A 14,454-nucleotide genomic window follows, 5' to 3' on the forward strand; every position below is an offset into this window, starting at 1 on the left:
CATGGATTAATTCCCGATTTAGATTCACATCTGAACTGATTAAAAAAGGCGCTTAGGCGCCTTTTTTGTTGTCTAGAGTTTAATAATGAATAGTCGGTGAAAATAACTTTTGTCCTAAAGACTGATGTGAGCGAATTACAAACTTTATTTTAACGAACCTGCCCCCGCAGGTTTACATACCTTTTAGCACCTAGGTCTAATTCAAAAAATTCAATTAAGCTTTTTATTTCATCTCTTACTTGCTTTGTATTTGTCATGTCAGTATGCTGTTTATACATATAATCCAAGACAGTTTCTGGATTTCCGTCTTTATTCATACTCACAGCATTCACATCAACATATAGTGAATCATCATCAGATAACAATTCATCAAAAAAGAGAACATTAAAAAGTTGATCATAAGCCCTTCCATGGTCAAAGGCTTTTTTCATATAATGTTCATTTTCTAGTCCACAGGTCATATAGTTTTTATTATGGTTTAAAAATTTGATTATTTCATCCACTGTCGGATTAGGCTTTTCTTCATAAATTCGCATATGATCTAGAATGTTTTTTTTCACATTCTTAGCAACTTTATTTCCATCACCAGTAAACTGAAGACATATATTATTAGCCAAATTATCTATATTTTCAGATGGAGAATTATCAGTAGACGACGGCTCAATCATCACCGCCTTCGCAGACGAGTTCAAAGAGTACAAAGAGAACAAAAGACTAAATACAATGAGTGTTTTCATAAGTATTTCCTATAAATAACGGGTGTCGTAGTAAAGTTAATTTTCTAGCCAAATAAACTTAACATCGAAAGGTCTCATTTGCCACAAACCTATGGTTTACGCTCAACGTCTCGACCATCCGCTATCGTAGTATTCTTGCCGTTAAATCTGATAGTTCATGTATTCCGCTTTGGTGACGAAGCGGAACAATTATTGAGTTGAATTCAACTCTACTAAACGATTATTTAATGACAAAAGAAATAGAGTCTTATCTATTATCGAATGGCTCCAAATGGCACTAAGCAGTCTATATTCTATATTGTCGCGGTGGCGACAGCACGCAAAGGGGAAATAACACCAGTTTCCCCCTTGCAACCCTCGGTAACTGCGTCCTGCGTTACTCTACCACCTACATCCATGTAGGCTCCTCCGATGCCCAACTCAGTAAACATTTTACTCATTACCTAGCGGTAAACCTCGATACCTGCCTATTTATCGTCCATGTCTCGGGTCGAGGCCTACCTTTGCTAGTTGATGAGTAAATCGCTGAGATGGGAAATGGTTAAGCCTGCAAGACTCACTTTTATAATTTATATTGTGAAATAACGAAGAAATATACTTTTGGTCATTTCTAATGTTGAACGGAGCATAAATTCTGCTTGAAAAAATGCTGAGTCAATTAATCCTGCGCAGTGATTGCTATCATGGATGATAGCGAAGCGAAGTAGCACATGGATGTGTTATCTGAGCGTTCGCTCGAAGCAGGTTAAATTGATGAAGAATACATTTTTTAGCAGCGCCATGGGGTTCCAAGGGGACAGTGGCGTTAGCGTCCCTTTGGGTGTCGTCGCCACCGCGACAATATAACCATGATAATTAACCATCACTCGAAAGTATTTTACTGTTATGAAATACCAATGCTGATTTGTTATCGATCTCCCAATTGAAGTCTACTTTGCTAGTTGATACGTAAATCACTGAGGTGGGAATGGTTAAGTCTAATCTGCTCGTTTCTATAGTTAGCTGAATTTTTGACAAAGAAGTGAATTAGGTAATGAAGCTAATATTGAACGGAGCTTAGACTCTGCTTCTTTAAACGCTGAAGTTAAAATCAATATTCACGTATTGTCATCATGGATGATGACAAAGGCAAAGCCGCACATGGATGTGCGATCTTTGTCGTTACGTCGAAAATATTGTTTTTCACGTAAGGTTACGTTTAATGTAGCAGCCACTTTGGGGTGTCGGGGTCTTTAGTGGTTTAAAGACCATGACGTGTCGTCGCCACCGCGACAATATAACCATGATATTAACCATCACTCGAAAGTATTTTACTGGCATAATTCACTATGGTTATTAAAATAATAGATCGTCGGTGTGCCGACAGCACCCAAGGGGCGGCGTACCGCCGTGCCTCCCCTTGGAACCTCGGCAACTGCTCCTGCGTTGCTCTACCACCTACATCCATGTAGGCGCCTCCGACGGCCAACTCAGTAAAGACATAAATCATCATTTTGAGTGAACAGTCAATACCTGCCGATATTCGTCCATGAAAAGCGGCAGTCTTCGCCATCCATGGCTCAGCTTGACTGCACACTTTACAAAATGGTGATTTATTCACTGAGATGGGATTGGGTATTAATCAAACCTCTCTGCTCTTCTTTTGTTTTAAATTTCATTCGAACCTTTAACAGCGAATTTAGCCTTTGCTTTAGTAAGAGTGCTGAACGGAGCTTAGAATCTGCTTCTTTAAACGCTGAAGTTAAAATCAATATTCACGTATTGTCATCATGGATGATGACAAAGGCAAAGCCGCACATGGATGTGCAATCTTTGTCGTTACGTCGAAAATATTGTTTTTCACGTAAGGTTACGTTTAATGTAGCAGTCACTTTGGGGTGTCGGGGTCTTTAGTGGTTTAAAGACCATGACGTGTCGTCGCCACCGCGACAATATAACGTGATAATTACTATACACTCGAAAGTATTTTGCTGTTATGAAATACCATGCTGATTTGTTATTGCTATCTCAATTGATGTCTACTTTGCTAGTTGTTACATCGATTACACTTGAAGAAAAGAAGGGTAAGTTTGTTAGCAGCTCCGAGGGATTCCAAAGGGAGGCCGGAAGCTGTCTCCCTTTGGGTGTAGTCGCCACCGCGACAATATAACTATAATAAGGCTTTAAGCCTGAAAGAATTTTACGATTGATTAGCTGAAATTCAAGCCAATAAAAAAGGATGCCGAAGCATCCTTTTTTCATGAGTATATATTACTCATTATTTTTTAGCGTTACGCTCTTTAACTTCAGCGATAACTTCTTCAGCTACGTTGTTTGGACAAGGCATGTAGTGAGAGAATTCCATAGAGAATTGACCACGACCAGATGTCATCGTACGTAATGATCCGATGTAACCAAACATTTCTGAAAGAGGAACGTCAGCTTTAATACGAACACCAGTTGTACCAGCTTCTTGGTCTTTAATCATACCACGACGACGGTTCAAATCACCGATAACGTCACCAACGTGATCTTCAGGAGTGAACACATCAACTTTCATGATAGGTTCAATTAACTGAGCACCAGCTTTTGGAATTGATTGACGGAAAGCGCCTTTAGCAGCGATTTCGAAAGCAACAGCAGATGAATCAACTGCGTGGAAACCACCATCGTATAACTCAACTTCAACATCTAATACTGGGAAGCCAGCTAAAACACCAGTTTCCATCATGCCTTTAAAGCCCTTCTCAACAGCTGGGAAGAATTCTTTAGGAACGTTACCACCAACAACCGTTGATTTGAATGTGAAACCTGAGTTTGGCTCACCTGGACGGATGCGGTAGTCAATTTTACCAAACTGACCAGAACCACCAGATTGCTTCTTATGTGTGTAAGAATCTTCGATTTCTTGTGTGATAGTTTCACGGTATGCAACTTGTGGCTTACCAACAACTAAATCAACACCGTAAGTACGCTTAAGGATATCTACTTTGATATCTAAGTGAAGCTCACCCATACCTTTAAGGATGGTTTCACCTGAATCTTCATCAGTTTCAACTTTAAACGTTGGATCTTCAGCAACCATTTTACCAATAGCGATACCCATTTTCTCTGAACCACCTTTATCTTTAGGTGCAACAGCAATTGAGATTACTGGTTCAGGGAATACCATCGCTTCTAGCGTACATGGTTCTTTAACAGAACATAAAGTGTGACCTGTTTGTACGTTTTTCATACCTACGATAGCTAAAATGTCACCCGCTTGTGCAGATGAAAGTTCAGTGCGATCTTCTGCTTGCATTTCAACCATACGGCCGATACGTTCAGTTTTACCCGTAAATGAGTTAAGAACAGTATCACCTTTGTTAAGCGTACCTGAGTAAACACGAACGAAAGTTAACGCACCAAAACGGTCATCCATAATTTTAAATGCTAAAGCACGGAATGGCTCATCAGCATCAACTATAGCGAATTCACCAGTTGGTTCACCTTCTTCGTCAGTTAACGGCTGAGGTGGAACTTCAGTTGGTGAAGGTAAGTAATCAACAACAGCATCAAGAAGAAGTTGCATACCTTTGTTTTTAAATGCAGAACCACAGTAGGTAGGGAAGAACATTAATTCGTTAGTACCTTTACGGATACAAGCTTTAATTTGCTCTTCAGTCGGTGTAAGTTCACCTTCTAAGTATTCCATTAATAAATCTTCGTCAGCTTCTAAAGCTGTCTCGATCATTTCTTCACGGTATGCTGCAGCATCATCAACCATATCTGCTGGAATATCTTCAACTTTGTAGTTTTCTGGTTGACCTGAATCATCCCAGATATAAGCTTTTTGGCTTAATACATCTACAACACCAACAAATTCGTCTTCAGTACCAATAGGTAATGTCATTACAAGTGGACGTGCGCCAAGTACGTTTTCTACTTGTGCTTTAACACGGTAGAAGTCAGCACCTAAACGGTCTAATTTGTTAACGAAAATCAAACGAGCAACTTTTGACTCGTTCGCATAACGCCAGTTAGTTTCTGATTGCGGCTCAACACCACCAGAACCACAGAAAACACCAATACCACCATCAAGTACTTTTAATGAACGGTAAACTTCTACTGTGAAATCAACGTGACCAGGAGTGTCAATTACGTTAAAACGGTGTTTTTTCCATTCACAAGTAACAGCAGCAGACTGGATAGTAATACCACGCTCAGCTTCTTGTTCCATGAAATCAGTCGTTGATTCACCATCGTGAACTTCACCGATTTTGTGGATCATACCTGTAAGTTTCAAAATTCGTTCTGTTGTCGTGGTTTTACCAGCATCTACGTGAGCGAAGATACCAATATTTCTATATTTGGATAAATCTGCCATTACTTTACTCTATTTAATTTCTACTAAAAAAAGTGGAATTGATGAAAATTTGCGCGGGAGTATACCATTCTTACTAGCGATCAACAAAAGAAAATATTATTAATTATTCGATCGGATTATTTTTAGCAATTTTTTGTGATGATTATTTTTTTAATCGGTAGATAATTATTTAAACCTGCGATTATATGCCTTTGAAATATAGGTTTTAATTAACGGTCTTTCAATTATAAGATGCTTTCGCCTTTTAAATATTCAAGATTAGCAGAACAAGTTCTTCATGACGTTAGCTTAGAAAATGCTTAATAAAAGAGTATATAAGAAAAATAAGCAATTTTTTGCGACGTTATTTATCATTTAATTGTTAAGGTAAACATATATACAAAAAAGGATTTTCATTTGGACATTTGGGAAGAGCAGTTAGTTGATGAGATGAAGCAAGGCTGCCCGCAGGCTTTTGCTCGTTGCTACCGACTCTTTTCCGCCAAGCTTTATACTGTAATTTTTCATATATGTCGTCAACCTGATTCAGCACAAGAGCTATTACAAGATACCTTCCTCGATATTATTGAAAATTTACACTGTTATACGGTTAAACAGTCATTTCTCGCTTGGGCCAAAAGAATTGCCTTTAATAACACTTTAAACTTTATCAAAAAAAATAATCGAATGGTTTTGATGGAGGAATTACCACAAGAGATTGAGTCAATCGAGTGCTCGTTTGTTAAAGAAATGCATGATAGCCGACTGATTGAATCATTATTTGCAAAAGTGGGGGAAGTTGAGCGGCTAGTTTTATGGTTGTTCGTAGTTGAGCAATATAACCATGAAGAAATAGCTATTTTAGTAGGCAAGTCGCCGAGTTACTCTAAGTCTATTGTCTCTCGAACATTGAAAAAAATACGTTTATCAAAAGAGGTCAAAGATCGTGCATATAAATAGTGATCGACTAACGGAAAGTTTAACTCAAATCGAGTTACTGCATATTGAAAGTTGCACGCAATGTAAAATTGAACGACAGAAGCTTATTGCGTTAACCGTTTCAGCAAATCAAATGGTTACAGTGCAACCACCAAATGATGTTTGGCAGGAACTCTATAAGAGGTTGCCGAGAAATAAAAATAAAGCGTCTCAATTTAAGCAGTTTATATTTGCAAGTGCCGCATCATTGTTTTTTATAGCGGTAACTTGGTTAGTGTGGAGTAACTATTCATTACAAAACCAACTACAAGAAATATTACTTGTTAACATGATGCTTGAAGATAAAGTTAATATTTCTCAGCAGGTAACATTTCAGCAGGCCACTTTAGTCGAAAGATTACGCGAACTTGATCATGAATTATTTCAGGCACACTCAACTAAAGAAAAATTAAAGATATTGCAAAAAAGACGAGCGTTGATCCAACAACACCTAGCTGAACCACAAGGAAAGAATGATGAATTTAGTATTTAAGCTGGTTGTTTTATTTTTTTCATTATTTATAAAACAAATACTCGCTAACGACTATCACAATCTAGGTTGTTCAACCTTTACTATTAAGCAAAACGACGATTATATTTTGGAAGTGGTGGGGGTTGATGGAAAAATGCTTGAGAAAAAGGCAAATTACCGAAAAACCATGGATAGCAGAGTTACCTATCAAATTTCATCAGGCGAGCATACTTTAACACTCTTACAATATCCAAAATCATATTATCAATTGAAACAGTCGCACTTTGCACCAAGAGCTAGCGCTAAAGGTAGAGAAGTGGTTAAAGAGAAATTTATTCATTTGAATGTACTAGCTAATTATCATTTTCAACTAGAGATGATTGAAAAAAGTGAAATGACAGGCATTCATATCAATAGTTTTGAAAAAAGTACCTGTAAAGTGTCCGATGAAATAACTGTTATTGGTGGGGGTAATAGGTTAATTATAGATAATGAACCTTTACCAAAATTGTTAGAACAACAACTGACACAAATACAAAAGCAACTGTATCAATTCCATCAACAAAGCCGAACCAATGAAGCGAATTTAATTCCAATCAACATCGACCAATACTTTGGCAGCATTCTTGACCATGAGTATACCCAAAATAATCATATTAAAGTGTTATCGGTGTTACCTTTTTCTATCGCCTCATCAATGGGTTTTAAATCAGGAGATCTGATCACACAGCTAGGAGGAGAAACAATAAACCCTGACAAAGCTAGTAGTAGGGAGTTGTTTGAAACTTATATTGGCAATGTGAAGTTTGATAACACTCTGAAATTTGACATTATTCGCGGGGGGAAGAAAATGAAGATTGAGGGGATAAAGCAAGTAGGGATAATTCCTGCTAGCTTTTATCATTTTAATCAAACGACAACTAATCAACTTCGGTTGGTTAATAATAAAATGATGGACCCACAAACGACTTTTTCATATCAAAGGCAAATAATTGCCTTATATGACTATTACAAAGCAAAGAATTTGGCTGCAGATCAAATAAAACTATATCGAGATAAATTGATAAGCAAAGATTTAGGCATTCAAGGTAAAGCGCTGAAAGGACAGGGATTACTTATTCATACGGTCACTCGAATGAGCCCGATGGAAAAAATAGGTCTTCAAAGCGGTGATATTATCGTTAATGCGACCAATAAAAATATTTTAACCGATAACATTACTGCGTTAATTTCTCAAGCACGTCACTGGCAAGAAGGACAAATAATTACTTTATTGGTGAACCGAGAGGATAAGTTAATCGAATTAACCGGCCAGTTTGAAGCGACTGAAATTCCGGCATTTACATTAACCATTGATCTTAAATCACATGAATATCTTTCTGAATTACGGAAAAAGCTGACAACGCTTCAAAATGGATTTTATGGGCCGATTTATAGGAATACATATCAATCTCAATTTTCATCACCGTTTAGCAGTATTAAAAGTCGAGCGGCTTCAAATGCTGCAGATAACCCAAAATATAAGTAAAATTTCACATTAAGTTCAGAGTTATTATCTTCTACTGACAAAGCGCAATAACTTTATCGATTATTGCTCTTTTTTAGTTTTAATAACATCCTCAGCTAGTTGAGAAATTACAAAAATGATTAGCTGAAATATACCTCAAATAATTTAAGGTGGCAGATACCATAAAATTATCACGCTATGCCATAAAGTTTAAGTTGCGAAGTGAAGTAAAGCTAGGCTGTGAAAAAGTCGTGAGGTATAGATAAATAATAAAATAGAGGAGCAAATAGAAATATCAGTTGCTCTTTTTTTATGCTTATGTATAATACGCGTCCACGTTCGACCTAGGTCAACGTGAACCAACTAAATTGCTTCGGAAGAATTTAGTTCATACAGCAACCTCGATAGGAGGTTGAATGTTATTAGCGATACTCCCCCCTTCTACAATAGGAAGGTGATGGGCAGTATTTTGTTCGTTCTTTATAATTGGGGATTTGTCTTCATGTCAAATCAAAGAATTCGCATTCGTTTGAAAGCGTTCGATCATCGTTTGATTGATCAATCTACAGCAGAAATCGTTGATACTGCAAAACGTACTGGTGCACAGGTTCGTGGTCCTATTCCACTTCCTACGCGCAAGGAACGTTTCACTATCTTGACTTCTCCACACGTTAACAAAGATGCACGTGATCAGTACGAAATTCGTACTCACAAGCGTTTAATTGATATCGTTGAACCTACTGAAAAGACTGTTGACGCATTAATGCGTTTAGACTTAGCAGCTGGTGTTGACGTTCAAATTAGCTTGGGTTAATAAGGGGTTTTTAACATGACTATAGGTCTAGTTGGACGTAAAGTTGGTATGACTCGTATCTTCACTGAAGATGGCGCATCTACTCCTGTTACAGTCCTAGAAGTTGAAGCTAACCGCGTTGCTCAGGTTAAAACTGTAGACAACGATGGTTATTCAGCGTTGCAAGTTACTACGGGAAGCAAAAAAGCTAATCGTGTTAACAAACCAACTGCTGGACATTTCGCGAAAGCAGGTATCGAAGCAGGCCGCGGCTTGTGGGAATTCCGTTTAAATGAAACTGAAGGTGAAGGTCTTGAAGCTGGCAGTGAAATCACTGTTGAGTTATTCAATGACACTAAATTAGTAGATGTAACCGGTACTTCTAAAGGTAAAGGTTTCCAAGGTGGTATTAAGCGTTGGAACTTTAGCATGCAAGATGCTACTCACGGTAACTCTATCTCTCACCGTTCAAACGGTTCAATCGGCCAGTGTCAAACACCAGGTCGAGTTTTCAAAGGCAAAAAAATGTCTGGTCATATGGGTGCTGTGAAGACTACTACACAAAACCTAGAATTGGTTCGCGTTGATGCAGAACGTAACTTACTCCTTATCAAAGGGTCAGTTCCGGGTGCTATTAACGGTAACGTAATCATTAAACCAGCTGTTAAAGCCTAGTCCAGGAGATTTGTGATGGAATTATCATTAAAAGACGCTAAAGGCGCTCTTGAAGTTTCCGAAGCAACTTTTGGACGTGAGTTCAATGAAGCTTTAGTACACCAAGTAGTAGTTGCATACGCAGCTGGTGCTCGTGCTGGTACTCGTGCTCAGAAAACTCGCTCAGAAGTTAGCGGCGGTGGCGCAAAACCATGGCGTCAAAAAGGTACTGGCCGTGCACGTGCTGGTACAACTCGTGGTCCAATCTGGCGTACAGGTGGCGTAACATTCGCTGCTAAGCCACAAGATCACAGCCAAAAAGTAAACCGTAAAATGTACCGTGGTGCTATTGCTAGCATCTTATCTGAGTTAGTTCGTCAAGAACGCTTAGTTGTGGTAAATGATTTTGCAGTTGAAACGCCAAAAACTAAAGAATTAGTAGCTAAGCTACAAGGTTTAGAGTTAAAAGACGTGTTAATTGTTACTCCAGAAGTAACAGAAAACTTGTTCTTATCAGCTCGTAACTTATACAAAGTTGACGTTCGCGATGTTGCGGGTATCGACCCAGTATCTTTAGTTGGATTCGAAAAAGTATTGATGACTGCTTCTGCAGTTAAGCAAATTGAGGAGATGTTAGCATGATAAGCGAAGAACGTTTGTTAAAAGTGCTTTTGGCACCGAACATTTCTGAGAAAAGCACAATGGCTGCTGAAGCAAACAACACAGTTGTTTTCAAAGTTGCAACTACTGCTACTAAAGCTGAAATCAAAGCTGCTGTTGAGAAACTTTTCGAAGTTTCAGTTGAAGGTGTTCGCACATTAAATGTTAAAGGTAAGACAAAACGTACTGGTGCTCGTTTTGGTCGCAGAAGCGACTGGAAAAAAGCATACGTTACTCTTGCTGAAGGCAGCGACATCGACTTCGTCGGCGCGGAATCATAGGAGTTTACAAAAATGGCTATAGTTAAATGTAAACCTACTTCTCCGGGTCGTCGCCACGTAGTTAAAGTGGTAAACGCGGAGTTGCATAAAGGTAAGCCTTACGCACCATTATTAGACACTAAGTCTAAGTCTGGTGGTCGTAACAATACTGGTCGTATTACAGTTCGTCACGTAGGTGGTGGTCATAAGCATCATTATCGTATGATCGACTTTAAACGTACTAAAGATGGCATTCCTGCAAAAGTAGAGCGTTTGGAATATGATCCAAACCGTAGTGCTAACATTGCGTTAGTATTATATGCAGATGGTGAACGTCGTTACATCTTAGCCCCTAAAGGCTTAAAAGCTGGTGATTCTATCCAGTCTGGTGTTGACGCTCCAATCAAAGCAGGTAACACATTACCATTGCGTAACACACCATTAGGTAGTGTTATTCATGCAATCGAACTTAAACCTGGTAAAGGTGCTCAAATCGCTCGTGCGGCGGGTACTTATGCTCAATTAGTTGCTAAAGATGGTGCTTACGTTACTTTACGTCTTCGTTCAGGCGAAATGCGTAAAATCGAAGCAGACTGTCGTGCTACTTTAGGTGAAATCGGTAACGCAGAACACATGCTTCGCTCTTTGGGTAAAGCAGGTGCTACTCGTTGGCGTGGTGTTCGCCCAACTGTTCGTGGTGTTGCCATGAACCCAGTTGATCACCCACACGGTGGTGGTGAAGGTAAAACTTCAGGCGGTCGTCATCCGGTATCTCCTTGGGGTGTACCAACTAAGGGTTACAAGACTCGTAAAAACAAGCGTACTGATAAGTTTATCGTACGTCGTCGTACTAAATAGTACATCTAATTAAAGAGGAATCACCATGCCACGTTCTCTCAAGAAAGGTCCATTTATAGACCTACACTTGTTGACGAAGGTAGAGAAAGCTCTGGAAAGCGGGAATAAAAAGCCAATTAAAACTTGGTCCCGTCGTTCAATGATCATACCAAATATGATCGGATTGACCATAGCTGTCCATAATGGCCGTCAACACGTTCCTGTATTTGTAACCGAAGAAATGATCGGTCACAAATTGGGTGAATTTGCACCAACTCGTACTTATCGCGGCCATGTCGTTGATAAGAAAGCGAAAAGATAAGGGGAAGTTAAATGGAAGCTATTGCTAAACATAAATTTGCCCGTGGTTCAGCACAAAAAGCTCGTTTAGTTGTGGATCAAATCCGCGGCTTGGGTGTTGAAAAAGCTTTAGAAATCTTAGACTACAGCAACAAAGGTGCTGCAGACTTAGTGAAAAAAGTTTTGAACTCAGCGATTGCTAATGCAGAACATAACGAAGGTGCAGACATTGATGAATTATTCGTTAAAACTATTATGGTTGACGATGGTCCTACAATGAAACGTATCAAGCCTCGTGCGAAAGGTCGCGCGGATCGTATCCTTAAGCGTACAAGTCACATCACTGTGATTGTAGCTGATAGCTAGGAGATATTAGAATGGGTCAAAAAGTCCATCCAAATGGTATTCGCTTAGGTATCACTAAACCTTTCGCGTCTACTTGGTTTGCAAGTAGCAAAGATTTTTCAGCGAATTTACACGGTGACCATTTGGTTCGTGAATATTTAACTGAAAAGCTTAAGCGTGCATCATTATCAAAAATCGTAATTGAACGTCCAGCTAAATCAATCCGCGTAACAATTCACACGGCTCGTCCAGGTGTTGTTATCGGTAAGAAAGGCGAAGACGTAGAAAAATTACGTTTACAAGTATCGAAAATTGCTGGTGTTCCTGCTCAAATCAACATCGCTGAAGTACGTAAGCCAGAAATGGATGCGCAGCTTGTTGCAGACAGCATTGCTAGTCAATTAGAACGTCGTGTTATGTTCCGTCGCGCTATGAAGCGTGCTGTACAAAACGCAATGCGTTTAGGTGCTAAAGGTATCAAAGTTGAAGTTAGCGGTCGTTTAGGCGGCGCTGATATCGCTCGTTCTGAATGGTATCGTGAAGGTCGTGTACCTTTGCATACATTACGTGCTGATATTGACTACGCAATCGCGCGTGGTGACACAACTTATGGTGTTATCGGTATTAAAGTTTGGATCTTTAAAGGTGAAGTGATTGGTGGTATGCCTACTCAGGTAGAAGCACCAGCTAAACCGAAAAAAAGAAACAATCGCAAGAGCAAGTAGGGGATAAGTAATGTTACAACCAAAACGTACTAAATTCCGTAAGCAATTTAAATTGCGTAACCGCGGTCTTGCACAAGTCGGTAGCTCAGTAAGCTTCGGTACTTTCGGGTTGAAATCAGTTGAGCGTGGTCGTATGACAGCTCGTCAAATTGAAGCAGCTCGTCGTGCGATGACTCGTCACGTTAAGCGTCAAGGTAAAATTTGGATCCGAGTATTTCCAGACAAACCAATTACTAAAAAGCCTCTTGAGGTTCGTATGGGTAAAGGTAAAGGTTCTGTAGAATATTGGGTATGTCAAATTCTACCAGGTCGTGTTCTTTATGAAATGGAAGGTGTATCAGAAGAATTAGCACGCGAAGCATTTGCTTTAGCGGCAGCTAAACTTCCGTTTAAAACAACCTTCGTAACTAGAACGGTGATGTAATGAAAGCTAGCGATTTAAGAGAAAAAAGCATTGAAGAGTTAAATGCTGAATTACTTGAGCTTTTGCGCGAACAGTTTAACTATCGCATGCAAGCAAGCACAGGTCAGTTAGCACAAACTCACTTGCTAAGAACGGTACGTCGCAATATTGCACGTGTTAAGACTATCATAACTGAAAAGGCAGATAAGTAATGAGCGAAAAAATTCGTACACTACAAGGTCGTGTAATCAGTGATAAAATGGATAAGTCTATCACTGTTTTAATTGAACGACGTGTTAAACACCCAATTTACGGAAAGTTCATGACGCGTTCAACTAAGTTGAAAGCGCACGATGAAACTAACCAGTGTAATGCAGGTGACGTAGTAACTATTCGTGAATGTGCTCCAATTTCTAAGTCTAAAAACTGGACATTGGTTGACGTAGTAACAAAAGCTTAATTTTTTAAGTTTTATAGTAACTATTAAAACGGCTCCTTAGGGAGCCGTTTTTTATTGGAAAAAGATAGATAAAAAGTCAAAAGTCCCACCTATAGCTCGATCTAGCCTTCTCAGGTAGAAAGAATACCGATTAATTATAAATAATTGTTTAAATAAAGTACCACTTTTTAATAACTGGTGTTATAATCTCGCGCCCTCTTAATATGAGTGGGATTTAAAAGGCAGTGACGGGTCAAATTTCTGGCCTTAAATTTCTATCTTTTTTATAGACGAAAGATAAATAGCGGAGACATATTAAATGATCCAAATGCAATCACAATTGAACGTAGCTGATAACAGCGGCGCTCGACGTGTACAATGTATAAAGGTTCTTGGTGGTTCGCACCGTCGCTACGCACGCATTGGTGATATCATTAAAATTGCAGTGAAGGAAGCAAATCCTCGCGGTAAGGTTAAAAAAGGTGATGTTCTTACTGCAGTAGTGGTGCGCACAAAGAAAGGTGTTCGTCGTACAGATGGTTCAGCCATCCGTTTTGATGAAAACGCGGCTGTAATGTTAAATGCTAACTTACAACCAATTGGTACTCGTATTTTCGGACCTGTGACACGTGAACTTCGTAATGAAAAGTTCATGAAAATCGTTTCACTTGCTCCAGAAGTACTATAAGGAGTCACGATAATGGCATCTAAAATTCGTCGTGATGATGAAGTAGTTATACTAGCCGGAAAAGACAAGGGCAAGACTGGTAAAGTCACTAAAGTGCTTGTTGAAGATGGTAAAGTATTTGTTGAAGGCGTTAACTTAATCAAGAAGCACACTAAGCCTGTACCTCAGTTACAGCAGCCTGGTGGCATTGTTGAAAAAGAAGCACCTTTAAACGTTTCAAACGTAGCGATCCTTAACCCAGCAACGGGTAAAGCAGATCGTGTAGGTTTTAGAATTGAAGACGGCAAAAAAGTACGTTTTTTCAAATCTAATAACGAATTAGTTTAATAATT

At 39.1% G+C, this 14,454-nt stretch carries 18 protein-coding genes; 16 read left to right on the plus strand and 2 right to left on the minus strand.

The window, feature by feature from the left end; genetic code table 11:
* Nucleotides 1-149: 149 nt before the first annotated feature.
* Together Q4493_RS16570 and fusA are read right to left on the minus strand one after the other, a co-directional pair.
* Complete coding sequence (locus Q4493_RS16570; RefSeq protein WP_303455033.1) at nucleotides 150-737, minus strand: hypothetical protein; 588 nt, start codon at nucleotides 735-737, stop codon at nucleotides 150-152.
* 2,257 nt (nucleotides 738-2,994) lie between these two features.
* The gene (gene fusA / locus Q4493_RS16575; RefSeq protein ID WP_303455035.1) at nucleotides 2,995-5,082 is read right to left on the minus strand and encodes an elongation factor G; all 2,088 of its coding nucleotides are present in this window, start codon (nucleotides 5,080-5,082) and stop codon (nucleotides 2,995-2,997) included.
* A 396-nt stretch (nucleotides 5,083-5,478) separates the two neighbouring features.
* On the opposite strand from fusA, the gene Q4493_RS16580 reads away from it, so the two are divergent.
* From Q4493_RS16580 to rplX, 16 genes are all read left to right on the plus strand, one after another.
* On the plus strand, nucleotides 5,479-6,021 hold the full coding sequence (locus Q4493_RS16580) for an RNA polymerase sigma factor (protein ID WP_303455037.1): 543 nt from the start codon (nucleotides 5,479-5,481) through the stop codon (nucleotides 6,019-6,021).
* Nucleotides 6,008-6,532 carry a hypothetical protein gene (locus Q4493_RS16585; RefSeq protein WP_303455039.1) on the plus strand — a complete coding sequence of 175 codons (525 nt, stop codon included), beginning with the start codon at nucleotides 6,008-6,010 and terminating at the stop codon, nucleotides 6,530-6,532. The genes Q4493_RS16580 and Q4493_RS16585 overlap by 14 nt, the downstream gene beginning before the upstream one ends.
* Nucleotides 6,516-8,039: a PDZ domain-containing protein gene (locus Q4493_RS16590; RefSeq protein ID WP_303455041.1), complete on the plus strand. Its 1,524-nt coding sequence runs from the start codon at nucleotides 6,516-6,518 to the stop codon at nucleotides 8,037-8,039. The genes Q4493_RS16585 and Q4493_RS16590 overlap by 17 nt, the downstream gene beginning before the upstream one ends.
* Nucleotides 8,040-8,520: 481 nt before the next feature.
* Entirely contained in the window at nucleotides 8,521-8,832 is a 312-nt protein-coding gene (gene rpsJ / locus Q4493_RS16595) for a 30S ribosomal protein S10 (RefSeq protein WP_019026497.1), read from the plus strand.
* Between the two features lie 15 nt (nucleotides 8,833-8,847).
* A complete protein-coding gene (gene rplC / locus Q4493_RS16600) occupies nucleotides 8,848-9,486 on the plus strand; it encodes a 50S ribosomal protein L3 (RefSeq protein ID WP_303455045.1) in 639 nt (212 codons plus the stop codon).
* A 15-nt stretch (nucleotides 9,487-9,501) separates the two neighbouring features.
* Nucleotides 9,502-10,107, plus strand: a complete 606-nt coding sequence (gene rplD, locus Q4493_RS16605; protein WP_303455048.1) for a 50S ribosomal protein L4 — start codon at nucleotides 9,502-9,504, stop codon at nucleotides 10,105-10,107.
* A complete protein-coding gene (rplW, locus tag Q4493_RS16610; RefSeq protein WP_303455051.1) occupies nucleotides 10,104-10,406 on the plus strand; it encodes a 50S ribosomal protein L23 in 303 nt (100 codons plus the stop codon). Before rplD ends, rplW begins: the two co-directional genes overlap by 4 nt.
* A 12-nt stretch (nucleotides 10,407-10,418) precedes the next feature.
* Entirely contained in the window at nucleotides 10,419-11,243 is an 825-nt protein-coding gene (gene rplB / locus Q4493_RS16615) for a 50S ribosomal protein L2 (RefSeq protein WP_303455054.1), read from the plus strand.
* A 25-nt stretch (nucleotides 11,244-11,268) separates the two neighbouring features.
* Nucleotides 11,269-11,544, plus strand: a complete 276-nt coding sequence (rpsS, locus tag Q4493_RS16620; RefSeq protein WP_284244759.1) for a 30S ribosomal protein S19 — start codon at nucleotides 11,269-11,271, stop codon at nucleotides 11,542-11,544.
* A gap of 11 nt (nucleotides 11,545-11,555) precedes the next feature.
* Nucleotides 11,556-11,888, plus strand: a complete 333-nt coding sequence (gene rplV, locus Q4493_RS16625) for a 50S ribosomal protein L22 (protein WP_303455060.1) — start codon at nucleotides 11,556-11,558, stop codon at nucleotides 11,886-11,888.
* Between the two features lie 11 nt (nucleotides 11,889-11,899).
* A complete protein-coding gene (gene rpsC / locus Q4493_RS16630; protein ID WP_303455063.1) occupies nucleotides 11,900-12,592 on the plus strand; it encodes a 30S ribosomal protein S3 in 693 nt (230 codons plus the stop codon).
* 10 nt (nucleotides 12,593-12,602) lie between these two features.
* Nucleotides 12,603-13,016, plus strand: coding sequence for a 50S ribosomal protein L16 (gene rplP, locus Q4493_RS16635; RefSeq protein WP_242283930.1), 414 nt, complete (start codon nucleotides 12,603-12,605; stop codon nucleotides 13,014-13,016).
* Nucleotides 13,016-13,207, plus strand: a complete 192-nt coding sequence (gene rpmC, locus Q4493_RS16640) for a 50S ribosomal protein L29 (RefSeq protein WP_303455069.1) — start codon at nucleotides 13,016-13,018, stop codon at nucleotides 13,205-13,207. Before rplP ends, rpmC begins: the two co-directional genes overlap by 1 nt.
* On the plus strand, nucleotides 13,207-13,455 hold the full coding sequence (rpsQ, locus tag Q4493_RS16645; protein ID WP_303455070.1) for a 30S ribosomal protein S17: 249 nt from the start codon (nucleotides 13,207-13,209) through the stop codon (nucleotides 13,453-13,455). The genes rpmC and rpsQ overlap by 1 nt, the downstream gene beginning before the upstream one ends.
* 298 nt (nucleotides 13,456-13,753) lie before the next feature.
* Nucleotides 13,754-14,122 (plus strand): 50S ribosomal protein L14, encoded by a 369-nt coding sequence (gene rplN, locus Q4493_RS16650; protein WP_303455072.1) that lies wholly within the window; start codon nucleotides 13,754-13,756, stop codon nucleotides 14,120-14,122.
* A 12-nt stretch (nucleotides 14,123-14,134) separates the two neighbouring features.
* On the plus strand, nucleotides 14,135-14,449 hold the full coding sequence (gene rplX / locus Q4493_RS16655) for a 50S ribosomal protein L24 (protein ID WP_303455075.1): 315 nt from the start codon (nucleotides 14,135-14,137) through the stop codon (nucleotides 14,447-14,449).
* The last annotated feature ends 5 nt before the right edge of the window (nucleotides 14,450-14,454 follow it).

Source organism: Colwellia sp. 1_MG-2023, from assembly GCF_030546755.1.
GTDB lineage: Bacteria > Pseudomonadota > Gammaproteobacteria > Enterobacterales > Alteromonadaceae > Thalassotalea_H.

Excerpts from the sequence above, each read along its gene's own strand:
- rplN (WP_303455072.1), top strand. The coding sequence starts at position 13,754 with ATGATCCAAATGCAATCACAATTGAACGTAGCTGATAACAGCGGCGCT.
- rplW (WP_303455051.1), top strand. The coding sequence starts at position 10,104 with ATGATAAGCGAAGAACGTTTGTTAAAAGTGCTTTTGGCACCGAACATT.
- rplB (WP_303455054.1), top strand. The coding sequence starts at position 10,419 with ATGGCTATAGTTAAATGTAAACCTACTTCTCCGGGTCGTCGCCACGTA.
- rplV (WP_303455060.1), top strand. The coding sequence starts at position 11,556 with ATGGAAGCTATTGCTAAACATAAATTTGCCCGTGGTTCAGCACAAAAA.
- rpsQ (WP_303455070.1), top strand. The coding sequence starts at position 13,207 with ATGAGCGAAAAAATTCGTACACTACAAGGTCGTGTAATCAGTGATAAA.
- rplX (WP_303455075.1), top strand. The coding sequence starts at position 14,135 with ATGGCATCTAAAATTCGTCGTGATGATGAAGTAGTTATACTAGCCGGA.
- rplC (WP_303455045.1), top strand. The coding sequence starts at position 8,848 with ATGACTATAGGTCTAGTTGGACGTAAAGTTGGTATGACTCGTATCTTC.
- rplD (WP_303455048.1), top strand. The coding sequence starts at position 9,502 with ATGGAATTATCATTAAAAGACGCTAAAGGCGCTCTTGAAGTTTCCGAA.
- rpsC (WP_303455063.1), top strand. The coding sequence starts at position 11,900 with ATGGGTCAAAAAGTCCATCCAAATGGTATTCGCTTAGGTATCACTAAA.
- rpsS (WP_284244759.1), top strand. The coding sequence starts at position 11,269 with ATGCCACGTTCTCTCAAGAAAGGTCCATTTATAGACCTACACTTGTTG.
- fusA (WP_303455035.1), bottom strand. The coding sequence starts at position 5,082 with ATGGCAGATTTATCCAAATATAGAAATATTGGTATCTTCGCTCACGTA.
- Q4493_RS16570 (WP_303455033.1), bottom strand. The coding sequence starts at position 737 with ATGAAAACACTCATTGTATTTAGTCTTTTGTTCTCTTTGTACTCTTTG.
- Q4493_RS16590 (WP_303455041.1), top strand. The coding sequence starts at position 6,516 with ATGAATTTAGTATTTAAGCTGGTTGTTTTATTTTTTTCATTATTTATA.
- rplP (WP_242283930.1), top strand. The coding sequence starts at position 12,603 with ATGTTACAACCAAAACGTACTAAATTCCGTAAGCAATTTAAATTGCGT.
- rpsJ (WP_019026497.1), top strand. The coding sequence starts at position 8,521 with ATGTCAAATCAAAGAATTCGCATTCGTTTGAAAGCGTTCGATCATCGT.
- rpmC (WP_303455069.1), top strand. The coding sequence starts at position 13,016 with ATGAAAGCTAGCGATTTAAGAGAAAAAAGCATTGAAGAGTTAAATGCT.